The sequence below is a fragment of the Enterovirga rhinocerotis genome, assembly GCF_004363955.1.
Lineage (GTDB): Bacteria > Pseudomonadota > Alphaproteobacteria > Rhizobiales > Beijerinckiaceae > Enterovirga > Enterovirga rhinocerotis.
In genome coordinates, this window is record NZ_SNZR01000011.1 from 1,791,939 (window position 1) to 1,814,211 (window position 22,273).

At 69.9% G+C, this 22,273-nt stretch carries 20 protein-coding genes; 10 read left to right on the forward strand and 10 right to left on the reverse strand.

Annotated features, from left to right (window positions below; all coding sequences use genetic code 11):
- Positions 1 to 86: 86 nt before the first annotated feature.
- Both EV668_RS09225 and EV668_RS09230 read right to left on the reverse strand, forming a co-directional pair.
- Positions 87 to 536, reverse strand: a complete 450-nt coding sequence (locus tag EV668_RS09225; protein ID WP_133769456.1) for a DUF6163 family protein — start codon at positions 534 to 536, stop codon at positions 87 to 89.
- The gene (locus EV668_RS09230; RefSeq protein ID WP_133769457.1) at positions 533 to 1,576 is read right to left on the reverse strand and encodes an enoyl-CoA hydratase/isomerase family protein; all 1,044 of its coding nucleotides are present in this window, start codon (positions 1,574 to 1,576) and stop codon (positions 533 to 535) included. Before EV668_RS09230 ends, EV668_RS09225 begins: the two co-directional genes overlap by 4 nt.
- A 114-nt stretch (positions 1,577 to 1,690) precedes the next feature.
- On the opposite strand from EV668_RS09230, the gene hemB reads away from it, so the two are divergent.
- Positions 1,691 to 2,749: a porphobilinogen synthase gene (gene hemB / locus EV668_RS09235; RefSeq protein ID WP_133769458.1), complete on the forward strand. Its 1,059-nt coding sequence runs from the start codon at positions 1,691 to 1,693 to the stop codon at positions 2,747 to 2,749.
- A 229-nt stretch (positions 2,750 to 2,978) separates the two neighbouring features.
- On the opposite strand, the gene EV668_RS09240 is transcribed toward hemB, so the two are convergent.
- Positions 2,979 to 3,263: an FAD assembly factor SdhE gene (locus tag EV668_RS09240; RefSeq protein WP_133769459.1), complete on the reverse strand. Its 285-nt coding sequence runs from the start codon at positions 3,261 to 3,263 to the stop codon at positions 2,979 to 2,981.
- A gap of 46 nt (positions 3,264 to 3,309) precedes the next feature.
- Between EV668_RS09240 and recG the strand changes: the two genes are divergently transcribed.
- Positions 3,310 to 5,433, forward strand: coding sequence for an ATP-dependent DNA helicase RecG (recG, locus tag EV668_RS09245; protein WP_133769460.1), 2,124 nt, complete (start codon positions 3,310 to 3,312; stop codon positions 5,431 to 5,433).
- A gap of 4 nt (positions 5,434 to 5,437) precedes the next feature.
- Here recG and EV668_RS09250 read toward each other — a convergent pair whose 3' ends face one another.
- Positions 5,438 to 6,100, reverse strand: a complete 663-nt coding sequence (locus EV668_RS09250) for a helix-turn-helix domain-containing protein (RefSeq protein ID WP_133769461.1) — start codon at positions 6,098 to 6,100, stop codon at positions 5,438 to 5,440.
- Between the two features lie 142 nt (positions 6,101 to 6,242).
- Between EV668_RS09250 and EV668_RS09255 the strand changes: the two genes are divergently transcribed.
- From EV668_RS09255 to EV668_RS09265, 3 genes are read left to right on the forward strand one after another with little or no spacing between them, the layout of a single operon-like run.
- Complete coding sequence (locus tag EV668_RS09255) at positions 6,243 to 7,466, forward strand: ABC transporter substrate-binding protein (protein WP_133769462.1); 1,224 nt, start codon at positions 6,243 to 6,245, stop codon at positions 7,464 to 7,466.
- A gap of 35 nt (positions 7,467 to 7,501) precedes the next feature.
- Positions 7,502 to 8,584, forward strand: a complete 1,083-nt coding sequence (locus EV668_RS09260; RefSeq protein WP_133769463.1) for an Ldh family oxidoreductase — start codon at positions 7,502 to 7,504, stop codon at positions 8,582 to 8,584.
- A gap of 17 nt (positions 8,585 to 8,601) precedes the next feature.
- Positions 8,602 to 9,267, forward strand: a complete 666-nt coding sequence (locus EV668_RS09265; protein WP_133769464.1) for a pyridoxamine 5'-phosphate oxidase family protein — start codon at positions 8,602 to 8,604, stop codon at positions 9,265 to 9,267.
- A 599-nt stretch (positions 9,268 to 9,866) separates the two neighbouring features.
- Here the strand turns inward: EV668_RS09265 and EV668_RS09270 are convergent.
- The gene (locus EV668_RS09270; protein WP_133769465.1) at positions 9,867 to 11,360 is read right to left on the reverse strand and encodes a helicase HerA domain-containing protein; all 1,494 of its coding nucleotides are present in this window, start codon (positions 11,358 to 11,360) and stop codon (positions 9,867 to 9,869) included.
- A 157-nt stretch (positions 11,361 to 11,517) separates the two neighbouring features.
- A complete protein-coding gene (locus EV668_RS09275) occupies positions 11,518 to 11,877 on the reverse strand; it encodes an ArsC family reductase (protein WP_133769466.1) in 360 nt (119 codons plus the stop codon).
- Positions 11,878 to 12,002: 125 nt separating this feature from the next.
- On the opposite strand from EV668_RS09275, the gene mepA reads away from it, so the two are divergent.
- Positions 12,003 to 12,950 carry a penicillin-insensitive murein endopeptidase gene (gene mepA / locus EV668_RS09280; protein ID WP_133769467.1) on the forward strand — a complete coding sequence of 316 codons (948 nt, stop codon included), beginning with the start codon at positions 12,003 to 12,005 and terminating at the stop codon, positions 12,948 to 12,950.
- A gap of 119 nt (positions 12,951 to 13,069) precedes the next feature.
- On the opposite strand, the gene EV668_RS09285 is transcribed toward mepA, so the two are convergent.
- On the reverse strand, positions 13,070 to 14,461 hold the full coding sequence (locus EV668_RS09285; RefSeq protein WP_133769468.1) for an amidase: 1,392 nt from the start codon (positions 14,459 to 14,461) through the stop codon (positions 13,070 to 13,072).
- Positions 14,462 to 14,620: 159 nt separating this feature from the next.
- Here EV668_RS09285 and EV668_RS09290 point away from each other — a divergent pair, with 159 nt between their 5' ends.
- On the forward strand, positions 14,621 to 14,983 hold the full coding sequence (locus EV668_RS09290) for a RidA family protein (protein WP_133769469.1): 363 nt from the start codon (positions 14,621 to 14,623) through the stop codon (positions 14,981 to 14,983).
- Positions 14,984 to 15,291: 308 nt separating this feature from the next.
- Complete coding sequence (locus EV668_RS09295; protein ID WP_133770131.1) at positions 15,292 to 16,302, forward strand: aldo/keto reductase; 1,011 nt, start codon at positions 15,292 to 15,294, stop codon at positions 16,300 to 16,302.
- Between the two features lie 77 nt (positions 16,303 to 16,379).
- Here the strand turns inward: EV668_RS09295 and EV668_RS09300 are convergent, their stop codons facing one another.
- The 3 genes from EV668_RS09300 to EV668_RS09310 form a co-directional block, all read right to left on the reverse strand.
- A complete protein-coding gene (locus tag EV668_RS09300; protein WP_133769470.1) occupies positions 16,380 to 17,708 on the reverse strand; it encodes an SAM-dependent methyltransferase in 1,329 nt (442 codons plus the stop codon).
- Positions 17,709 to 17,817: 109 nt separating this feature from the next.
- Positions 17,818 to 18,333 carry a YbaK/EbsC family protein gene (locus tag EV668_RS09305; protein WP_133769471.1) on the reverse strand — a complete coding sequence of 172 codons (516 nt, stop codon included), beginning with the start codon at positions 18,331 to 18,333 and terminating at the stop codon, positions 17,818 to 17,820.
- Between the two features lies 1 nt (position 18,334).
- Complete coding sequence (locus tag EV668_RS09310) at positions 18,335 to 19,930, reverse strand: gamma-glutamyltransferase family protein (protein ID WP_133770133.1); 1,596 nt, start codon at positions 19,928 to 19,930, stop codon at positions 18,335 to 18,337.
- A 148-nt stretch (positions 19,931 to 20,078) separates the two neighbouring features.
- On the opposite strand from EV668_RS09310, the gene EV668_RS09315 reads away from it, so the two are divergent.
- Together EV668_RS09315 and EV668_RS09320 are read left to right on the forward strand one after the other, a co-directional pair.
- Complete coding sequence (locus tag EV668_RS09315; protein ID WP_133770135.1) at positions 20,079 to 20,258, forward strand: hypothetical protein; 180 nt, start codon at positions 20,079 to 20,081, stop codon at positions 20,256 to 20,258.
- A gap of 170 nt (positions 20,259 to 20,428) precedes the next feature.
- Complete coding sequence (locus tag EV668_RS09320) at positions 20,429 to 22,270, forward strand: MORN repeat-containing protein (RefSeq protein ID WP_133769472.1); 1,842 nt, start codon at positions 20,429 to 20,431, stop codon at positions 22,268 to 22,270.
- Positions 22,271 to 22,273: the final 3 nt, after the last annotated feature.

Here is a 22,273-nt window from a genome sequence, read left to right on the forward strand (position 1 = left end):
GAATCGGGGCTTTACCCATTGACGTAAACAAGAGCTAAAATTAGCGACGATCAACCTTTCCGATCGGTTTACGCAATGTAATGGATTCACTCCTCCACCGAGGCGAGCCAAGATATCGTCAGATACATCATGATAGCCACAATGAAGAGGGCGATCAGTAACGTGCTGTCCGACACGAAGCGCGGAAAGAACACGGCGATGATCAGATGGCTCATCACGGCGAGGAGCCAGAGAACACCGCCCCAGGTCGAGGTCAGCCACAAGCCGATCGCCGCCACGATGTCGATCACGGCGAAATAGACGATGCAGGCCTGGTAGCCGGTCGAACTGCCCTCGAAGGGCGCGAAGCCGGTCTTGACCCCGAGGATCATCCCCCAGGCGGCGAGGCCCTTGACCAGCCAGGCCAGCGACAGGCCCCGCATGAACCAGACGAGGATCCGGTTCCAGCGCGGACGCTCCTCGTCCGGAAGATCGACGATGATGTCGTCGGGCCGCTCGCCCTGGGCGGCAGATCCCCGCCGAAGGAGACCGATCACACCGGGTCCCTCAACTCACGTCCGGGCAGCGGCTCGAAATGGGACGCAGCGAAGCCCGGGTCGAGATCCTCGAGCCGCGCCGGCTGCCATCGGGGCGCGCCGTCCTTGTCGATGATGGTGGCGCGGACCCCTTCGTAGAAGTCGTGGCCCTCGGCGATGCGCGAGACGATCCGGTATTCCGCCGCCATCGTGTCCTCGAAGCTCATGGCCGGCGCGCGCCGGATCTGCTCGAAGGCGATGGCGACGCTGGACGGCGCCTTCTTGCGGATCGTCGCCGCGGTCTCGGCCGCGAAGTCCGACCCGTCCGCATCGAGCGCGGCGAGGATGGCGAGCGGGGACGACGCGCCGAAGCAGCGCGCGATCACGTCGCTATGCGCGAGAAGCGGCGCATCGGCGACCGGCCGGGATGAGGCGGCGAGCACGCCGTCGACCGGCTCGCCCGCGACGAGCGCCTCCTCCAGAGCCGCCATCCGCTCCGACGGCACGCGATGGGTCGCAAGGCCCAAAGCCGCGGCGTCGTCCGGGCCGATCCTCGCGCCGGTCAGGGCGAGATAGGTGCCCATCTCGCCCGGCAACCGGGCGAGAGCGTACATGCCGCCGACATCGGGAAAGAAGCCGATGCCGACCTCGGGCATCGCGAAGCTGTAGCGGTCGCCGGCGACGCGGTGGCTGCCGTGCAGAGAAACTCCGACGCCGCCCCCCATCACGATCCCGTCGATCAGGGAGATATACGGCTTGGGATAGCTCCTGATCCGCACGTTGAGGATGTATTCCTCGCGCCAGAACGTGAGCGAGGGCGTGATGTCGCCCGCCCGGCCGGCCTCGTAGAGCTTGCGGATGTCTCCGCCCGCGCAGAAGGCGCGATCCCCTGCCCCCGTCACCACGATGCGGGTGATTCCGGGGTCGCCTTCCCAGGCATCGAGGGCTCGCGCCATCTCCCGCACCATCCCGAGGGTCAGCGCATTCAGCGCCTTCGGGCGGTTCAGAAGGATGGCGCCGACGCTTCCGCGCCGCTCGCACACGATCTCGGCATCGCTCATGGGTCGGGGGTTAGACCGCAGGGATACCGAGGCGTCAAATCCGTTCTGCGACGATCGCGACTATTTTGGACCGGTTCGAATGTGCTACGGCTCTGCCGTCATACGGAAAAGAAGATGTCAGCCAGGATTACGCCTTTCGCCCGACCCGCCGCCCGCGAGATCGCGCGGGATGCGGCCGAGACCGTTTCGGCCCTCTCGCTGCGCAACCGACCGCGCCGGAACCGGAAGGCGGAATGGTCGCGTCGGCTCGTGCGCGAGCATGTCCTGACGACCGATGACCTGATCTGGCCGCTCTTCATCGTCGAGGGCGACTCGCGGCGGGACGAAATCGGCTCGATGCCCGGCGTCGAGCGTCTGGGCATCGACGAGATCGTGCGCGAGGCCGAGCGGGCGGCGGCCCTCGGCATCCCCGCCCTCGGCCTCTTCCCCTATACGGACCATGCCCTTCGGGACGCGCGCGGCTCGGAAGCGCTCAACGCGCAGAACCTCGTCTGCCGCGCCGTGCGGGCCGTGAAACAGGCGGTGCCCGGCATCGGCCTCATCACGGATGTCGCGCTCGACCCCTATACGAGCCATGGCCATGACGGCCTTCTCACCGAGGACGGGCGCATCCTCAACGACGAGACCGTGGCGGTGCTGGTCGAGCAGGCGCTGATCCAGGCGGAGGCCGGGGCCGACATCATCGCTCCCTCCGACATGATGGACGGGCGGGTCGCGGCGATCCGGGAAGGTCTCGACAAGGCCGGGTTCCTGGACGTGCAGATCATGTCCTACGCGGCGAAATACGCCTCGGCCTTCTACGGCCCGTTCCGCGACGCGCTCGGCACGACGCTGATCGGCGACAAGCGCACCTACCAGATGGATTCCTCGAACGATTCCGAGGCGATCCGCGAGGTTGCTCTCGATCTGGACGAAGGCGCCGACATGGTCATGGTGAAGCCCGGCCTGCCCTATCTCGACGTCATCCGCCGGGTGAAGGACAGCTTCGACGTCCCGACCTTCGCCTACCAGGTGTCGGGCGAATACGCGATGATCCAGGCTGCGGCCCTCAACGGCTGGATCGACGGCGAGAAGGCGATGCTCGAGAGCCTGATCGCCTTCAAGCGCGCCGGTGCCGACGGCGTCTTCACCTATTTCGCCCCGCGCGTGGCGGAGCAGCTGAAGCGGGGCTGAAGCGCCCCAACCGCGCAAGAGGTCGCTCTCCGCCCTTATGGCCGCGATCCCTCCGTTGAGGAGGGGCGAGTCGGCGCCAGCCGACCGGGGTGGGGTGCCGCCACGGCCGGGATGTCCCCACCACCCCGGCTCGAAGCTCCGCTTCGGCTCGGCCCTCCCCTCCGGGGAGGGATCACGGCCTCAGCGGTTCGGATCCCGGCTTTCGCCGGGATGAGCGGGTTTGGTGAACTCACCCCGCCCGAAAAGCCCTCAGGCGGCCGAGCAGCGGCGTGTCGCGCTCGCCCGGCGGCGTCTCCTGCTCGGCGATCCAGGCGAAGACCTGAGGGTCAGGCAGGTCCATCAGCGCCTCGAACTCGTCGAGCTCGGCCTCGGACAGGCCCGCCATCTCCCGGTCCGCGAAGCGGCCCATGACGAGATCCATCTCCCGCATCCCGCGATGCCAGGCGCGGAACAGGGCGCGCTTGCGGCGCGGGTCGAGAGCGGCGGCGGCCGCGGTATCGCGAGGAGCGGACATCGGAGCCCTATAGCGCCAATCAGGATCGCGCTAAAGCGGATGCTCCATGTCGCTCCGCCCCGCCCTTCTCGATCCCGTCTTCGCGCCGCTCTCCTCGCTCGCCGGGATCGGACCGAAGGTTGCCGCCGCCTTCGACAGACTGCTCGGCGAGCCGGGCCGGCCGGCCCGCGTCGTCGATCTCCTGCTCCACCTGCCGAGCGCCTCCGTCACGCGCGAATTGATGGGCTCGATCGCCGAGGCGCCCGCCGGCACGCCCGTCACGCTCGCGGTGCAGGTGACGTCCCATCGCCCTCCCCCGCCGGGCCGCGGGCGGGCGCCGTTCCGCGTCCTGGTCGAGGACGGGACCGGCGACGTGACGCTCGTCTTCTTCGGCCTGCCGGCCCCGCGCGTCGTCTCGATGCTGCCGATCGGCGCCCGGCGCTTCGTCTCGGGCACGATCGAGCTGTATGACGGCCAGCGCCAGATGGTGCATCCGGCCCGCATCCTCGACGAGAGCCGGGCCGAGAGCGCCGGCGAGAGCGAGCCGGTCTACGGCCTCACCGAGGGCCTCTCCTCCCGCCTCGTCGCGAAACATGCCGGAACGGCGCTCGCGAAGCTGCCCCCGCTGGCGGAATGGCAGGACCCGGCCTGGCTGTCGCAGCAGGGCTGGCCGCCCTTCGCCGAGGCGCTGAAGGCGGCTCATGCCGGAGCGGGCGAACCTCAGCGGGAGGGCGAGGAGGCGCCGCCCGATCCTGCGCGCCGCCGCCTCGCCTATGACGAGATCCTCGCCTCGCAACTCGCGCTCGCGCTGGTCCGGGCCGCGAACCGCTCCCGGCGCGGCCGGCCCAATGCCGGCGACGGCAGCCTCATGCGGCGCATCACCGAGGCGCTCCCCTTCCCGCTCACCGGCGCGCAGGAGCGCGCGATCGGCGAGATCCGCCGTGACCTGAAATCCGAGGAGCGCATGCTGCGCCTCCTCCAGGGCGATGTCGGTGCCGGCAAGACGCTCGTCGCCCTGCTCGCCATGGCGAGCGCCGTGGAAGCCGGGCGGCAGGCGGCCCTCGTCGCGCCGACCGAGATCCTCGCCCGCCAGCACGCGGAGCGCATCGCCACCATGGCCGAGCCGGCCGGATTGCGCATCGGCATCCTCACCGGACGCGACAAGACCCGCGAACGCCGGGAGACCCTCGCCGCGCTGGCCGAGGGCCGGATCGACATCGTCGTCGGCACCCATGCCCTGCTCCAGGGCGAGGTCGCCTTCCGCGATCTCGGCCTCGCCGTGATCGACGAGCAGCACCGCTTCGGCGTCCACCAGCGCCTTGCACTCGGCCAGAAGGGCGAGGCGGTGGACATGCTGGTGATGACGGCGACGCCGATCCCGCGCACGCTCGCCTTGTCGGCCTTTGGCGACATGGACATCTCCGTCCTCGACGAGAAGCCGCCGGGCCGCCGGCCGATCGACACCCGCCTCGTCTCGTCCGACCGGCTCGACGAGGTCACGGATGCGGTGGCCCGCGCCATCGGGCGGGGCGATCTCGTCTATTGGGTCTGCCCGCTCGTCCAGGAATCGGAGGCCGTCGACCTCGCCGCGGCCGAGGACCGCCACCGCGACCTCGCCGCGGTGCTCGGCGAAGACGCCGTCGGCCTCGTCCACGGCCGCATGGCGCCGCGCGACAAGGACGCGGTGATGACGCGCTTCCAGGGCGGCGAGATCAAGGTGCTCGTCTCGACGACGGTGATCGAGGTCGGCGTCGACGTCTCGCGCGCCACGGTCATGGTGATCGAGCATGCCGAGCGCTTCGGCCTCGCCCAGCTTCATCAGCTGCGCGGCCGGGTCGGGCGCGGCGAGCGGCCCTCGGTCTGCCTTCTTCTCTACAAGGGCCCGCTCGGCGAGGCGGCGAAGGCCCGCCTCGAGACGCTGCGGCGGACGGAGAACGGGTTCGAGATCGCCGAGGAGGATCTGCGCCTGCGCGGCGAGGGCGAACTCCTCGGAACGCGGCAGGCGGGGGCCGCGAATTTCCGCATCGCCCGGCTCGACACCGACGCCGATCTCCTGCCCGCGGCCCGGGACGACGCGCGGCTGATCGTCGAGCGGGACCCGACGCTCTCAGGCGAGCGCGGGGAGGCCCTGCGCCTCCTCCTCTATCTCTTCGAGCGCGACGCCGGCGTCCGCTTGCTGCGGGCGGGCTGAGGGGTCATGCCGTGACGCGGCGCGCGGCGACGCCGTTCAGGCGCCACCAATCGATCGGGCTCGAGGACCGTCCGGCCTCGGCCTCGCCCTTCGTCACCGTCATCAGGACATGGGCCTCGCCGAGGCCGCCGTTCTCGGCCCGGTGCGGCAATTCGGAATCGATGAAGATCCCGTCGCCCGCCCGGAGCCGATGCTCCTCCCCGGCGACATGAAAGATCACCTCGCCCGAGAGCACGTAGCAATGCTCCTGGCCGGGATGGGAGACGAGCGCCTCCATTCGGTTCTCCTCCGGGAAGACGAGGTGGAACACCTCGATCCTGTCGAGCGCAGCGCCCCCGGCGAGCGCCTTCCAGCGGTAGCCCGTGCTCTCGATCTCGGTGAACCCGCCGGGCGAGGAACGCCTGTGCACCGACACGCTCGTGCGGGCCGGGGCGCTGTCCTCGTCGACGAAGAGGTCATTCAGACTGAGCGAAAGCGCCGCGACGATCTGGATGAGATTGGCAATCGAGCTCGAGGCCTGGCCGCGCTCGAGCTTCGAGAGAAATCCCTCCGATAGCTGCGTGCGCTCGGCGAGCGTGCTGAGCGTCATCCCGGAGGCGAGCCGGGCCCTGCGGATGCGCTGACCGATCTCGCGAGTGGTGCGCGCGGTGGCGTCGTCGTGCTGCATGACCGCGACGTAGCGTGGTCTTTCATGACGTGCAAGCCGCCAACCATGCCGACGGGATAGGCAACTGCCGCCGCGCAAGGCTGAACCTGGATGAAAATTATACTTGCATCATATGCAAGTTCAGCATTCAGTATGTCACCTCATGCAAACACGGAGTTCGGTCGTGACCTCTTTCCGTCGCTGGGCCGCCTTGCTGGCAGCCTCGGCCGCCCTCCTCGCAACGCCCGCCCAGGCGCTCGATCGCCCCGTCAAGATCGGCATCCTGAATGACCAATCCGGTCTCTATGCCGATCTCGCCGGGCCCGGCTCGGTCGAGGCGGCGCGGCTCGCCATCGAGGATTTCGGCGGCTCGGTCCTGGGGCGGCCGGTCGAACTCGTCTCGGCCGACCACCAGAACAAGGCCGATATCGGGGCCGGCATCGCCCGGCTCTGGTTCGACAAGGAAGGCGTCGACGTCATCGCCGACTTCTCGAACTCCGCCGTCGGCCTGGCGGTGCAGGCCATCGCGAAGGACAAGCAGAAGGTCACGATCGTCGCGGCCGCCTCCTCCGCCTTCACGGGCAAGGCCTGCAGCCCGAACTCGGTCCAGTGGGTCTATACCAGCCGAACCAACGGCTACGGCCTCGCCAAGGTCCTGTCGGCCCGCGGCGCCGATAGCTGGTTCCTCATCACCGTCGACTACGCGTTCGGCCATGCCTTCGCGGACGAGATCCGCAAGGCCGTCACGGAGGCGAGGGGCAAGGTCGCCGGCGAGGTGCGCCATCCGCTCGCGACCCAGGACATGAGTTCCTACCTCCTCGCTGCGCAGGCCTCGAAGGCGAAGGTGATCGCCCTCGCCAGCGCCGGCAGCGACATGACGACGACGGTCAAGCAGGCAAGCGAGTTCGGCGTCGCCGGCGGCGCGACCATCGTGACGCCCATCGTCTTCCTGACCGACGTCCACGCCATGGGACTCAAGGCCGCGCAGGGGCTGCAGTTCCTGACGGCCTTCTACTGGGACCGCGACGAGGCGAGCCGCGCCTTCGCCAAGCGCTTCTACGACCGCCACAAGGCGATGCCGACCATGACCCAGGCAGGCATCTACTCCTCCGTGCTGCACTACCTGAAGGCGGTGAAGGCGGCCGGCACCAACGACGCTTCAGCCGTCATGGCCAAGATGCGCGAGATCCCGGTCAGCGATGCCTTCGCGCCCAAGGGCTTCGTGCGCGAGGACGGCCAGATGATTCACGACATGTATCTCGTCGAAGTGAAGAAGCCCGAGGAGTCGAAGGGACCCTGGGACTACTACAAGGTCCTCGCGACGGTGCCGGGCGAAGAGGTCTTTCAAAGACTCTCCGAGAGCGAATGCCCGCTCGTCAAGAAATAACCGCCGCCGGAAACAGGTTCAGGGAAGGAACGATCATGCAAGACGCCATCCGCCTGTCGTTGGACGAGGTCCACGACACCGCCAAGTCGCTGCTCTCGGTTCAGGGCTTCAGCGAAGCCCACGCCGCCGCCATCGCCCGCACGGTGACGGCGGCGGAGCGGGACGAATGCCGCCATCATGGCCTCTTCCGCATCTCCTTCTACGTCAATTCACTGAAGGCCGGGCACGCCTCCCCCGATGCGGAGCCCGACGTTTCCGACCTCGCACCGTCGGTTGTTCGGGTCGATGCGAAGCGCGGCTTCTCCCCCCTCGCCCTCGAATACGGCTACGCGCCGCTGATCGAGCGGGCGAAAGCCCAGGGCATCGCCGCCCTCGCCATCAACAACGCGCTGAACGTGGCGGCGCTCTGGCCCGAGGTCGAGCATCTGGCGGAGGCGGGCCTCGTCGCCTTCGCCTTCGTCTCGGCCGCACCCTATGTCGCGCCGGCCGGCGGCACGAAGCCGCTCTTCGGCACGAACCCGATGGCCTTCTCCTGGCCGCGCTCCGGCGGACATCCGCTCGTCTTCGACCAGGCCTCGAGCGCGAGCGCGCGCGGCGAGATCCAGATCAGGCTGCGCGACGGCAAGGCGCTGGAGGACGGCTGGGCCATCGGCCCGGACGGCAGGCCGACCACCGATCCGCGCGCGGCGCTCGCCGGCGCGCAGCTTCCTTTCGGCGGCGCGAAGGGCTCCTCGATCGCGCTGATGGTGGAGCTTCTGGCGGGGCCGCTCGTCGGCGATCTCCTGAGCTTCGAGTCGGGCGAGGACGACAAGGCCGGGACGGGCGCTCCATGCGGTGGCGAGCTGATCATCGCGATCGACCCGGCGCGCTGCCTCGTCGGCGGCGACCGGCAGGCCCAGCTCGCGCATGGCGAAAGGCTCTTCGCGAGAATCCTCGAACAGGAGGGCACGCGGCTTCCGTCCGATCGTCGCTACCGCGCCCGCGAACGCACGGCACGCGAAGGGGTCCTCGTGCCGCGGTCCCTGTTCGACAGCCTGAACGAGCTGCGCGCCGGCGCAAGCTCGGTTCGGCTCCAGGCCTATGAAGGCGACCATGTCCTGCGCGACGACGCGGCTTGACGGACGGGAGGCGAACCATGTCGACGACAGCCTATGCGCCAACCCCCACCACCAAGCTCCGGCTGCGGCCCGATCGCGGGACCTACGACCGGGCAAAGGTCCATGCGATCATCGACGAGGCGCTCGTCGTCCATGTCGGCTTCGTCGCGGGCGGCCTGCCCCGCGTCATCCCGACGGCCGTCATCCGCATCGACGAGGACGTCTACATCCACGGCAGCCGGAACAACTACCTCCTGAACTCGCTGGAGGACGGCTCGCCCGCCTGCCTCACGATCACGCTGGTGGATTCCATCGTAGCGGGTCGCTCCGGCTTCGGCTGCTCGATGGATTATCGCTCCGTGATGATCTTCTCTAAGGCGGAGATCGTGACGGACGAGGCCGAAAAGAAGCGTCTCGTCACGGCCTTCGTCGAGGACATCATCCCCGGCCACGTGGTGCGCGAGCCGAAGCGCAAGGAACTGGGCGCAACCCATTTCCTGCGCTTTCCGATCCTCGAGGTTTCGGCCAAGATCCGCGACGTCGGCGTGCTCGACGTCGAGGGGGATTACGAGCTTGACCTCTGGGCGGGCCGCATCCCCCTGACGCTTGTCGCGGGCGAGCCACAGACCTGCCCACGCGTCCCGGCGGGGATCGACACGCCGAATTACGCGAAGGGCTATTCGAGAACTTCGGACGTAAAATAGGAAACACCGGCGTCCTCATGCTGAGGTGGCGACGGGAGGTCGCCCTCGAAGCACGCGAAACGGTCGCGCGTCCTTCGAGGCTCGGCTTCGCCAAGCACCTCAGGATGAGGGGCCAAGGTGTGTTCAGCCGGGCGCCGCGAGCCGGCGCAGGTTGTCCGGTGCCGGCTCAATCGACGCGCGCCTTGCAAGCGCAGCCGTTCGGCCCCATATTGCAGTCACGGCCCCGCTCGGTTCGGGGTGCATCGCTGGAACTGTCACGCTTCGAGAGCGTTGCGACCAGCCCGATTTCATCTTCCGAGATCAGTGCCGGCATGACGTCAAACGGACGTCATGGTGTTTCGTTTACCTCGCCCCATCACGGCGACAAGAAAGATCAACGTGCATACAACAATCGAGACCAAGACCCCTGTTCACCATCGGCCGCACCTCAAGACGCGGGCCGCCAAAGCCATCCGCCAGCCCGCCTGGCGCCCTCAGACGGTCGGACTGAGCCGCGACGAACTCCGTCGCATCGTCCTCGACCAGCTCGGATAAGACCCGCTGAGGGATCACCGCTGAGAGACCCGGCCAGTCGCGAGACTGGCCTTTTTATTTGTGGCTCAGCGCCGCTGGCGCAGCTTCGGCGGCGCTTCGGGCTCGCCCGGCGCCGTCTCGCAGCCGAGCGCCGGCACGGCGATGACCGGCGCGCCGCGCAGGTCGCGCCGGCAGATCACCGCGCCCCTTTCCTCCAGATAGCCGATCATGCGCCGCGCCCGGCCGGCCGAACTCGTGCCGTAGGCACGGGCGAGTTCGGCGTCCGACGGCGTCGGCAGCCCTTCGAGCGCAGCCCGCGCGAGGAGGAGGAAGAGCCCGTGGAGATCGTCGGGCAGGTCCGCCGCGAGTGCCTTGGCGCGCTCCCATTCCGGATGCTCGCCCGTCTCCTCGCCGATCCCGGCCCGCGCCACGGCGAGGCGCCTGCGGAAGGCGGGAAGGTCCGGTGCCTCGCCGCCGATGCGGCGGATCCGGCAGCGGACGGTGAAATCCTGATAGAGCGTCGCGACGTTGGTCGCCCCGGAATCGCGGTCGGCGAGGACCTCGGCCATCACGGCATCGAGCGCCGCCTCGCGTTCGGCGCCCGTCAGCGCCGGCTCCTCCTCCGCCTCGGCGGGCCGCGAAGGGGGGCGGTAATTCGCCAGTTGGACGAGGACGTCCGGCGCCGGGACCGGACGCGGCCGCGGTTCCGCGCGCGGCGGGGCCTCTCCCGGCGTGGGAGCGGCGAAGAGAAGGTCGCGTGCATCCTCCTGCACCTCCGGCAGCGGCAGGAGGCCCGGCGAGCCGCCGCGGCTCGCCGTCGAGACGGACCCGACCAGGATGGGGAGCGGCCGGCGCGACAGGGCGGGGCCGAGCGCGACGAAATGGCCGCGTTCGAGATCGCGGAACGCCTCCGCGCCGCGCCGGTCCATGCCGAGGAGGTCGGCGGCGCGGGCCATGTCGATATCGAGGAAGGTGCGGCCCATCAGGAAGTTCGAGGCCTCGGCCGCGACGTTCTTGGCGAGCTTGGCGAGGCGCTGGGTCGCGATGACGCCGGCGAGGCCGCGCTTGCGGCCACGGCACATCAGGTTCGTCATGGCGCCGAGCGAGAGCCGACGCGCCTCGTCCGAGACCTCGCCCGCCGCCGCTGGCGCGAAGAGCTGCGCCTCGTCGACCACGACGAGGATCGGATACCAAAAGTCCCGCTCCGCATCGAACAGCCCGCCGAGGAAGGAGGCGGCTGCGCGCATCTGGCCGTCGATGTCGAGCCCTTCGAGGTTCAGCACGACGGAGACGCGGTGACGCCGGACGCGCCCGGCGATCCGATGCAGCTCGGATTCGGAGGCCGCCGCATCGACGACCACATGGCCGTGCTCGTCCGCGAGGGTGACGAAATCGCCCTCGGGATCGATCACGACCTGCTGCACATGCGGGGCGCTCTGCTCCAGCAGGCGGCGCAACAGGTGCGACTTGCCCGAGCCCGAATTGCCCTGGACGAGCAGGCGGGTCGCCAGCAGCTCGGCGAGGTCGAGCCCCGCCGTGGCGCCGCCCCGCGTCTGCCCGAGATCGATGAGGAGGGTCATGCCGCGTCTATAGCGCGGCAGCGCCGCGAGGGGTCGGCCGCCCGTGTCTATTCACAGCGAATGAGCCGCGAGCACGCGGTTCACCACCGCCGCCGGTCCTGAATCGCTCGATGCCCGTTCACGCAGAGGCCTTCACCCTCCCCCTCCAGGGGAGGGTTCAGCCCTCGAAGGCCTTCGCATAGGCCTCAGGCTTGAAGCCGACGAGGATATCGTCGCCCCGCACGAGGACCGGGCGCTTGATCATGGAGGGCTGGGCCAGCATCAGCGCCTTGGCCCTGGCCGCGTCGAGCCCGTCCTTCTCGGTCTCCGGCAGCTTGCGGAAGGTCGTGCCGGCGCGGTTGAGCACCACCTCCCAGCCGAGCCGATCGATCCAGCCGTCGAGAGTCGCCGCGTCGATCCCCGCGACCTTGTAGTCGTGGAAGGCGTAAGCGATGCCGCGGGCGTCGAGCCAGGCCCTCGCCTTCTTCATGGTATCGCAAGCCTTGATGCCGAAGATGGTGACGGATTCGCGGGTCATGCGCTCCGCTCGCATGGCCGCGGGCCCCTTTCAAGGCGCGGATGACGCTTGCCTCACCTTCGCCCGCTTGCCGCCGCAAGCTCGACCCCGACCGCCGACGCCAGCGTCCTTCTCAGATGAGCCGAATGCCGCGCCGAATCACAACCCTCGCCACCCTCGCCCTCTCGGCCGTCCTCGGCCTCGGCGCCGCCCATGCGCAGGACACCGCCTCGCAGGAGGCGAGGAAGCGCGCCGCGAACACGGCCGCCTTCCCCGATGCCGCCCGCGCCCTGTTCAGCCAGCAGACGACGCCGGCGAACCTTCAGGCCCGCGCGATCGGCAATTACGCCCGCGGCTGCCTCGCCGGCGCCGTCGCGATGCAGGTGGACGGGCCGAGCTGGCAGGTGATGCGGCGCAACCGCAACCGCAATTGGGGCCATCCCGACCTCATCCAGTATCTCGAGACCCTCGCTCAGGCCGTGCCGCGCATCAACGGCTGGCCGGGCATCCTGATCGGCGACATCTCGCAGCCGCGCGGCGGCCCGATGATCACCGGCCACGCATCGCACCAGATCGGGCTCGATGCCGATATCTGGCTGACGCCGATGCCGCGCCAGCGCGTCGATGCCCAGCAGCGCGAGAACATGCCGGCCACCAACATGGCGCGCTCGGACTGGATGGACGTCAATCCGAACGCCTGGACCCACGGCCACACGCAGCTCATCCGGGCCGCCGCTGCCGATCCGCGCGTCGAGCGCATCCTCGTCAATCCGGCCATCAAGGTCGCTCTGTGCCGCGAGTCGGGCGCCGACCGCCGCTGGCTGCACAAGGTGCGGCCGATCTGGGGCCACAACTATCATTTCCACGTCCGCATGGCCTGCCCGGCCGGCATGGCGAGCTGCCGGCCGCAGGAGCCGCCGAATTTCGGCGACGGCTGCGGCGAGGAGCTGACCGGCTGGCTCGCGCGCCAGCACAAGGCGATGTTCGCCCCGAAGAAGCCGCGCCTCGGCCCGCCGCGGAAGGTGAAGCCGAAGCCGCCCATGTCCCTCGACGCCCTGCCGCCGGAATGCCGGCAGGTCCTCGTCGCCCGCTGAGGGTTGTTCCCCCGCCGTCATTGCGAGCGGAGCGAAGCAAACCAGCGGAACCGCTTCCCAGGCTGCCCCCTGGGTTGCTTCGTCGGCGCCTCCTCGCAAGGACGTCCGATGGGCGCCCGTCAGGCCTGCGGAGGAACGGGCCAGGCCGGCAGCGGATCTCGCAGCGCCTCGAAGGCGGCCGCGAGCCGGAGGACGCCGGCATCGTCGAAGCGCCGCCCGGCGATCTGGAGCCCGATCGGAAGCCCGGCCGGGCTCATCGCGGCCGGAACCGAGATCGCCGGCTGCTCGGAGAAATTGTACGGCACCGTGAAGGCGATGTGCTCGAAGGGCCTCTCCGGCTCGTGGTTCGGCGTACCGAGCTCGGCCGGAAAGGCGGTGCCCGAGGCGACCGGCGAGATCACGAAATCGTAGTCCCGCGTCGCGGCGAGCGTCGCATCGCGGATGACGTGGAGCTGGCTGAGGCCGCGATAGACGGTCAGCCCGTCATAGTGCCGGGCCGGCTCGACCCATGCGCGGATATAGGACAGGACGCGCGCCTTCCCCTCCGGCGGCAGCGCATCGATATCGGCGAAGGAGCGCTGGCGCCAGAACACGTCGAGCCCGTCCAGCATCGCGCGGGTCAGGAAGGGCGGGATCGTCTCGACGATCGCGCCTTCCGCCTCGAAGAGACGGGCGGCCTTGGCGACGGCCGCGGCGACCTCCGGATCGACCGGCAGGCCCACCCCCGCATCGGGAAGATAGCCGATCCTCAAGCCCCGGATGGCGAGCGGCGGCGCGGAATAATCGAGTTCCGAGGGCGGCAGGCTCATGCCGTCGCGCGGATCGGCCTTCGCGAGTTCGCGCATCATGAGGGCCGCATCGGCGACGGTTCGCGTCATCGGACCGACCGCACGCCCCCAATAGGGCGGATCGACCGGCACGCGCCCGAAGGACGGCTTCAGCGCGACGACACCCGACCAGGTGCCGGGCAGGCGGACGGAGCCGCCGATATCGGTGCCGAGATGGAGCGGCCCGAACCCGGCCGCCGCCGCGCCGCCGGCGCCCGCGGAGGAGCCACCTGGCGTCTTCGAGAGGTCCCACGGATTGCGGGCGAGCCGGTGGAAGGACGAGAGGCCCGAGGAGAGCATGCCGTAATCGGGCATCGTCGTCTTGGCGACGAGGACGGTCCCGGCCTCGCGCATGCGCGCGGCGGCCGGCGCGTCGGCGGGCGTGATGGGCGGCTCGCGCCCGGCCGTGCCGAGCGGCATCGGATCGCCCGCCGTCGCGATGTTCTCCTTGATCGTGACGGGCACGCCGTCGAGCGCCCTCGCCTCCCCGCGGCGCCAGCGCGCTTCCGATTCGGCTGCCGCCGCGAGGGCGGGCTCCGGCCGGAACAGATAGGTCGCGCCGAGGCCCGGCTCCCAGGCCTCGATCCGCGCGATCACCGAGCGCGCCACCTCGACGGGTGAGAGCGAGCCGTCGCGATAGGCGGCGAGAAGGGCGGTCGCGGGAAGATCGGCTGGCTCGGTCACGCATCGGCTCCGGGGCTCGTGGCCGGCGGAGTGCGGGCCAGTTCGCGGCGGCCGTCAAGAGGGACGCGCGAGCCCCTGGCGCGGTAAGGAGGCATCGCGGGGCTTCACGCGGCGCATCGCCTGCGCCACCATCCCGCCGCAACGCAGGACAGAGGACCGATGCCGGACACGATCAGACGCCACTCGCCGTATGGCGGTATTCTGCACGAGGTGGTGGAGCATGCCGGCACGCTCTATTTCGGCGGCATCGTCTCCGAAGATCTCAGCCTCGATGCGACCGGCCAGGCCGCGGACGTCATGCGCCAGCTCGGCATTCTGCTGGCGGATAACGGATCCGACCCCTCGCGCGTCCTCATGGCCACGGCCTACGTCACGGATCTCGCCGACAAGGCGGGGTTCAACAAGGCCTGGACGGATTTCTTCGCCGAGGCCGACCTGCCGGCGCGGGCGACGATCGGCGTCGCCGATCTCGGGCCGGGCGTGAAGCTCGAACTCGTCGTCACCGCCGCCCGGACCCGCTGAGAGCGGACACGAAAACGCCCGCCGGGGATTTCACCGGGCGGGCGCCTCTGCGTCTCCGGCGACGCTGGACTATCTGCCAGGACGGGCGGGAAACTCGCCGGCGCTCAAGCCCTCGGGCGAACGGTCGGCGTTGAGGGAGAGATAGGAAGCCCGGCGCAGGTTTCAAGGCCCGACGCCGGAATCCTCGCTCGGAACGGCTTGGCTTCGCCAGGCCGAGCGCCGATGCTGCGGCCGGCCGCCCGGCTCGGCGAGCCCCAAGACGAGGCAGGATGTCGACCGACGCATCCGCCAGGAGGAAGACCATCGCCATGCAGTATCGCTCCCTCGGCCGCAGCGGCCTGAAGGTGTCGCCCCTGTGCCTCGGCACGATGATGTTCGGCGGCCCGACGGACGAGGCGACCTCCGCGCGCATCGTCGACGATGCCCGCGAGGCCGGGATCAACTTCATCGATACGGCCAACAGCTACAGCGCCGGGCGGTCCGAGGAGGTGGTCGGGCGAGCCATCGCCGCCCATCGGAACGATTGGATCCTGGCGACCAAGATCGCCAGCCCGGCCGGCAGCGGGCCCAACGACAGAGGCCTCTCGCGCCGGCACTGCCTGTCCGCGACGGAGGATTGCCTGCGCCGTCTCGGCACGGACGTCATCGACATCCTCTATCTCCACAAGGAGGATCACGCGACGCCCCTGTCGGAGACGGTGCACGCGCTCGCCGATCTCGTCCGCGCCGGGAAGATCCGGTATTTCGGGGTCTCGAACTACCGGGCCTGGCGCGTCGCCGAGATCTGCCGGCTCTGCGATGCGATCGGGATCGACCGGCCCATCGTCAGCCAGCCCTATTACAACGCCCTGAACCGGATGCCGGAGGTCGAGCACCTGCCGGCCTGCGGCCATTTCGGCCTCGGGGTGGTTCCGTACAGCCCGCTGGCGCGCGGCGTCCTGACCGGCAAGTATCCGAGCGAGGCGCCCCCTCCGGCCGACAGCCGCGCGGGACGCACCGACAAGCGCATGCTGGAAACGGAATGGCGCCCGGAGAGCCTCGCCATCGCGGAGCGGTTGAAGGCCCATGCCGAGGCGCGGGGCATCACGCCCGGGCAGTTCGCGGTCGCGTGGGTGCTGAACAACCGCCTCGTCACCGGCACCATCGCCGGCCCTCGCACCGAGGCGCAGTGGCGCGATTATCTCGGCGCGCTCGACTACCGCTTCACGGCGGAGGACGAGGCGCTCGTCGATTCCCTCGTCCCTGCCGGGCATCCCTCGACGCCCGGCTATAACGACCCCGCCTATCCGATCGAAGGGCGCCTCGCCCGCACGTGCTGAGCGGACACGTTGCGGGGCTTGCCTCTCCACCCTCCCCTTCCAGGGGAGGGTTGGGAACGTCGCCTGAGCCCCTTCTGTCAGCCTTCCTTCGGCAGCGGGCCGTCCGCGTAGAGGTCGGCCCGCGTCGGGGGCAGGCCGGAGAGGCCACGGGCGCGGCGCGAGGCGAGGGACTGGTAGATGCCGATCGTGCCGCGCTCGAAGCCGAGCGAAACGCCGGCGAGATAGAGCAACCACAGGCGCAGCTTGCCCGCCCCGACCTCGGCTTCCGCCGTCTCGCGCGCCGCATAGAGGCGCTCGCACCAGAGCTTCGTCGTGCGGGCGTAATGCTCGCGCCAGGCCTCGACGTCGTGGACCTCGAAGCCGTTCCGCTCGAGCGATTCCACCGTGCCGCCGACATGGTCGAGCTCGCTGCCGGGGAAGACGTAATTGATGATGGCGGCGTATTCCGGCCGCTTCTTGCGGAAGGCGCGCGCGTTCTTCTTGGCCGGCCGGGTGATGGCGTGGTGCAGCAGAAGCCCGCGCGGCCGCAGGAGATCGCGCATCTGCCGGTAATACGCGTCGCGATTGGCGAGCCCGACATGCTCGAACATGCCGATCGAGGCGATCTTGTCGAAGGTGCCCGTCAGCTCGCGGAAATCCTTCAGCTCGATCGTGACCCTGTCCTCGAGCCCGAGCCGCCTGATCTTCTCCTGCGCGAAATCGAACTGCGCCTGGGACAGCGTCACGCCGTGAGCGGTGACGCCGTGATGGCGCGCGGCGTGGCAGACGAGCCCGCCCCAGCCGCAGCCGATGTCGAGGAAGCGCTCGCCGGGCTTGAGGCGCAGCTTGCGGCAGATCATCTCGAGCTTGGCCTGCTGCGCGTCCTCGATGCCCGTCTCCCAATCGGGAAAATAGGCGCAGGAATAGACCATCTCCGGATCGAGGAAGAGCCCGTAGAAGGCATTGGACAGGTCGTAGTGGAACTGGACGAGCGCCTTGTCGTCCCGGCCGGACGAGGGCGAATCCGGCTGGGCCTTGTCGTAGGCGGCGCTCGCCGCGCCCGTGCCGGCGCGGGCGAAGAGAAAGGGCGCGAGCACCTTCACCGCGCGCAGCTTGTCGAGCCGCTTCAGGGCGCCCTTCGTCGCGGCTCCGCGACGCGCCGCGAGGTCGAACAGGGTGCCGCCTTCGAGCGTCAGGAGGCCTTCCGCCGCGAGGTCGATCACGGTCGCGAGCCGGGGACGGCGCAGGAGGCGCGTGATCGCCTGCGGAGCGTTGATCGCGATCGCGAGATCGTCCCGCGCGCCGGGGCCGAGCGGGACATGCGAGCCGTCCCAGAGGCGGATCGAGAAATCCGCCTGAAGGGTCTGCCCGAGATCGGTGAGAAGGGCGCGGAACGCCTCGAGCCTCGGCTCGGATGGGGTCGTCACGGTTGGATCACACTCGTGTCATGCCGCCGGCTCCGGCCGGGTGCGCGAGGATTAGAGCCCGCGGCGCAGGCCGCATAGCCCCCACCGCCGCTCGCAGGGCGGCGCCGCGTCAGGGCGCCGCCTGATCGATCGAGGCAGGAGGCTCCTGCGCCGGCTCTTGTACGACGTCCTGGCAGACGTCGACCCATTCGGCTCCGACCAGAGCGGCCATGCGCTCGGGCGCGATGCGAAGCGAGGACCGGGGCGATCCCGCCGCCGGAACGACCTCGTCGAAAGCGCGCAGCGACACGTCGCAATAGACCGGCAGCGGCGCGACGAGCCCGAAGGGGCAGACGCCGCCGACCGGGTGGCCCGTCAGGGCCTCGACCTCGTCGCCGCCGAGCATCCGCGCCTTGCCGCCGAAGGCCCCGCGCGCCTTGCGGTTGTCGAGCCGCGCATCGCCGCGCACGACGACGAGGAGCACGCGCTCCCCAACGCGCAGCGAGAGCGTCTTGGCGATATGGGAGGGCGGCACGCCATGGACGGCGGCGGCTTCCGCGACGGTCGCCGTGCTCGCCTCGTGCTCCAGCACCTCGATATCGGGTGCCTTGGCCGCGATCTCCGCCTTCACCGATGCGAGGCTCATCTCACAATCCTTCCGCGCCGCCGTCGGAGCGTGGATCGTGCATCGCCTCGACCCGCCCGTCCTTCGGGTACTTCACCACCATGCCGGCATGGCCGAGCCCGTCCGAATAGGCCTCGCCGATCACCTCGACCTCGTGGCCGAGCCGCAAGAGCCCGTCCACGATCTCCGGATCGAAGCGGTTCTCGAGCTTGAGGCTGGTCGACGTCGAGCCCCAGGTCCGGCCGAGCAGCCAGCGCGGCGAATCGACCGCCGCGGCAAGGCTCTCGCCGAGATCGGCATAGCGCGTATAGAGCTGCGCCTGGAACTGCGGCTGGCCGTCGCCGCCCATCGAGCCATAGGCCATGGACCGTCCATCGTCGAAGGCGGCGAGGGCCGGGTTCAGCGTGTGGAAGGGCCGCCGCCCCAGCTCCAGCGGGTTGACCGCGGCGGGATCGAGCGAGAACGAGGCGCCGCGGTTCTGGAGCACGATCCCGGTTCCGGGCAGGACGCAGCCCGAGCCCCATTCCCAATAGACCGACTGGATGAAGGACACGGTGAGGCCGCTCGCGTCGCTCGCGCCCATCCAGATCGTGTCGCCGGGATCGGAGACCGACGGGAACGGCGCGGCGCGCGCCATGTCGATCACGGCGGCCTCGCGGGCGAAGACATCGGCGGTCAGGAAGGCCTGCGGATCGTGTTTCAGCCGGCCGTGATCGGTGACGACGCGGTCGCGGATGCGGAAGGCGCGCTTCGTCGCCTCGATGAGCCCGTGATGGTGGCGCACGCCCTCGCGGCCCGTGATGCCGAGCTTCTCGTAAATGCCGAGGATGAGGAGCGCCGCGAGGCCCTGGGTCGGCGGCGTCATGTTGTAGACCGTGGCGCCGTTCAGGCGCGCCCGGAGGGGCTCGCGGGCGACGGCGCGATAGGCCGCGTAATCCTCCCGCGTCACGACCATGCCGAGACGTTCGAGGTCGGCGCCGATCTCACGGCCGACATCCCCGCGATAGAAGTCGTCGAGCCCCGCCGAGGCGAGATGGGACAGCGTGTCGGCGAGTTTCGGATTGCGCCGGATGTCGCCGGCCTTCGGCGCCTTGCCGTCGAAGCCGTAGGTCCCGGCAAAGCCGGGCGCCGCCCAGAGGGCGGCCTTCTCGTTCGGCTCGGTGCGCAGTTCCGAGGCGGAGACCTCGCAGCCCTCCCCCGCGAAGCGGATCGCATCGGCGAGGAGGTCGGACAGCCCGAGCCGTCCGCCGAGGCTCTTGGCGTAGTCGAGGGCGAGCGCCCACCCGCCGATCGTGCCCGCGACCGTCACGGCCGCATCGGCTCCCCGGAACGGGATCGAATCGTAGCCGAGATCGCGGTAGCGCCGGATCGTCGCCTTGGCGCCCGCCGGACCGCAGGCCTCGATCGCCCGCACCCGGCCGCCCGGCTCGCGCACGACCCAGAAGCCGTCGCCGCCGATCGCGTTCATGTGCGGATAGACGACGGCGATGGTCGCCGCCATCGCGACCATGGCCTCGATCGCGTTGCCGCCCATGGCGAGAACATTGCGGCCGCTCGCCGCAGCGAGCCGATGAGGCGCGGCGACGGCCGCCGTCGAGAAGGTCGGTGTGTCCATGATCGTCCGGTGTACTGGGTACACCTCTTGTTGCACGCTCCGTGCCGGCACGGTAGATCGCGCGCTGTTGCCGGACCATCTCCTGGAGCTCCCGTTGGCCGAGACGAGCCGCCGTACCCACCGTGACCATTTCCTGACCACCATCAGCCTGATGGTGCTGGTCGGGGTGGAGGTGTTCGCCGTCGCCCTGTCGGGAGGCTGGGCCATCGCGGGTCTGTTCGAGCTCGGCGACTACGTCGCCTATGCGCTCATGGCCGCCTTTTCCTGCATCGCGGCCTGGCTGATGTTCCACCTCTGGCAGAAGGCCTCCAACGTCGATCCGAACGGCTGACGCCGCAGAGGCCCGAAGCATCGCCCCGGTGCCCGCCTCGCGCTCGAGGCGTTCCCGAGTGAAGCGTGCCTGGGCAAGGGGCCGGAACGCCGCGGCTCTTGAGGGAGCGGGACGGCTCCTATAGGCCAAAGGCGACCGTTCGGAACGGGCCGTCGGCCTCGGAGGGTGGGATGCTGACACGCGGGTTCGGAGGGGCGCTGATCCTGGGGCTCGCGTTGTCGCCGCAGCCCGCCGCGGCGCAAGCCACGGAAGCGCAGCCGCCGGCGGAGGCAAGCCTCCCGCTCGTCCAGGTTGCGATCCGCCTTCCCACGGAGGCCGGCCGCTGGGAGACGCGCAGCCAGCCGATCTACGACGCGCATCGTCAGGCTCTCTCGCGCAGGACCTACACCGTCTGGAACGCGCGGCCGTCGCTGGGGCTCGATTTCGTCTGGATCCCGGATCGCGAGGCCGCAGCGCGGCCCGGCCGGGTGAGCGGACAGGGCCGCCTCGTCTGGCGGCTCGCCGGCAAGCCCTCCTACGATCCCTCGGCCTTCTTCGCGGAATATCAGGGCGCGATGCGCGACGGGCGGCCCGAAGGGCACGGCATGTACCGCGACCGCACGGGCCTGACCTACGAAGGTCCCTGGCTCGGAGGCCTGCCTCACGGCGAGGGCCGCCTCAAGCTCGGCAACGGCGCCGAGTTCGCTGGCCTCTTCCGCCGCGGCGCGGCCGAGGGGCCCGGCCACTTCTACGATGTCGACGGCGAGATCTTCGAAGGCCGCTTCCGCCAGGGCCTGCGCAACGGCCAGGGCCGGACCGTTCTGCCGAACGGCGCGGCCTACCGGTCGGATTGGGCGGCGGGCGAAGAGCAGGTCAACTCCCGCCGGATCAGGCTGGCGCAGCTCGGCCCGGCACGGGGGCCGGGCGAGGATATCCGCCTCGGCATCTCGGTCGACCGCCAGGACGACGACAGCCTCCTCCAATACAGCGCGACCAATGCCGAGAGCGGCCTCGTCATCCAGCCGAGCAAGCGGCGCCTGATGGCGCTCTGGAAGGGCAACGAGAACATCCAGCTCACGATGCGCGAGGAGAACCCGAGCGAGCGGGGCAGCTACGGCGTCTTCGCCTATGCCTCGGGCGACCTGCCGCCGCTGACGCTCGTCTTCGAGGTGCAGAACAGGGCGTCCGCGCCGGTGCGCATCCGCGGCGCGCATCTCGACGTCGAGTCGAGCGTCTCCGATCTCCAGCCGGCCATCCAGCTCAGCAGTGGCGCGACGGCGGAATGCGGTGCCCGCAACCGGCCCGATTTCTCGCCGCGCTTCGAGCTCGAGAATTTCGGCTGGTCCCCGGCCGAGCGGGCGCAGCTCCGCTTCGCCTTCGCCCGGCCCAAGACGAGCGTCGCGCCCTCGGCCTTCGGCGTGACGAAGGAGATCGGCCTGATCCGCACCGCCGCCAAGATCGATATGGAGCCGGAACTGCGGGCGGCCGGCGTCAAGACGGACCAGCTCAAGCGCCGCGCCGATACGGGCGGCATCGGCTGCCGCTCGAGGGGCAACGGCCCGGCCTGCCTCGCCGAGATCGCCGCGAGCGGGCTGTTCGGCACGCTCTCGCGCCAGATCACGCTCGAGGAGCGCGACATCTATCTGAACGCCGTCGGCAATCTCAGCTACGTCTGGAAGAACGCCAAGGGCGAGGAGGAGGCGCGCACGTCGCCCTTCACCGCCCGGCTCCTCCTCGGCCGCACGCCGATCGAGGCCGAATGCGGCGAAGGGGCCGAGAAGGAGCCCGTCGGCAAGAAGCCGCTCGAATTCCGCCTCGACCAGAGCCGCTACCGCCTGCCCATCGCCTTCGAACGGACGATCCCGGCCGGCCGCTCGGCGCGCTACACCGTGGCGGTCTCCGCCGCGAAGTCCTCCGGGCACAACTTCAAGGTCGTGCTTCAGACCGCCGACGGGCAGCAGATCGCCTCCCGCCCGATCAGCCTCACCTATTTCCGCCCGAGCCGGCTCGTCGAGGGCACCCCGACGGAGTGAGCG

Bases quoted from the DNA above. Each gene is read 5' to 3' on its own strand.
- EV668_RS09230 (WP_133769457.1), bottom strand. From the start codon at position 1,576: ATGAGCGATGCCGAGATCGTGTGCGAGCGGCGCGGAAGCGTCGGCGCC.
- hemB (WP_133769458.1), top strand. From the start codon at position 1,691: ATGTCAGCCAGGATTACGCCTTTCGCCCGACCCGCCGCCCGCGAGATC.
- EV668_RS09240 (WP_133769459.1), bottom strand. From the start codon at position 3,263: ATGTCCGCTCCTCGCGATACCGCGGCCGCCGCCGCTCTCGACCCGCGC.
- recG (WP_133769460.1), top strand. From the start codon at position 3,310: ATGTCGCTCCGCCCCGCCCTTCTCGATCCCGTCTTCGCGCCGCTCTCC.
- EV668_RS09250 (WP_133769461.1), bottom strand. From the start codon at position 6,100: ATGCAGCACGACGACGCCACCGCGCGCACCACTCGCGAGATCGGTCAG.
- EV668_RS09255 (WP_133769462.1), top strand. From the start codon at position 6,243: ATGCAAACACGGAGTTCGGTCGTGACCTCTTTCCGTCGCTGGGCCGCC.
- EV668_RS09260 (WP_133769463.1), top strand. From the start codon at position 7,502: ATGCAAGACGCCATCCGCCTGTCGTTGGACGAGGTCCACGACACCGCC.
- EV668_RS09265 (WP_133769464.1), top strand. From the start codon at position 8,602: ATGTCGACGACAGCCTATGCGCCAACCCCCACCACCAAGCTCCGGCTG.
- EV668_RS09270 (WP_133769465.1), bottom strand. From the start codon at position 11,360: ATGACCCTCCTCATCGATCTCGGGCAGACGCGGGGCGGCGCCACGGCG.
- EV668_RS09275 (WP_133769466.1), bottom strand. From the start codon at position 11,877: ATGACCCGCGAATCCGTCACCATCTTCGGCATCAAGGCTTGCGATACC.
- mepA (WP_133769467.1), top strand. From the start codon at position 12,003: ATGCCGCGCCGAATCACAACCCTCGCCACCCTCGCCCTCTCGGCCGTC.
- EV668_RS09290 (WP_133769469.1), top strand. From the start codon at position 14,621: ATGCCGGACACGATCAGACGCCACTCGCCGTATGGCGGTATTCTGCAC.
- EV668_RS09295 (WP_133770131.1), top strand. From the start codon at position 15,292: ATGCAGTATCGCTCCCTCGGCCGCAGCGGCCTGAAGGTGTCGCCCCTG.
- EV668_RS09305 (WP_133769471.1), bottom strand. From the start codon at position 18,333: ATGAGCCTCGCATCGGTGAAGGCGGAGATCGCGGCCAAGGCACCCGAT.
- EV668_RS09315 (WP_133770135.1), top strand. From the start codon at position 20,079: ATGGTGCTGGTCGGGGTGGAGGTGTTCGCCGTCGCCCTGTCGGGAGGC.
- EV668_RS09320 (WP_133769472.1), top strand. From the start codon at position 20,429: ATGCTGACACGCGGGTTCGGAGGGGCGCTGATCCTGGGGCTCGCGTTG.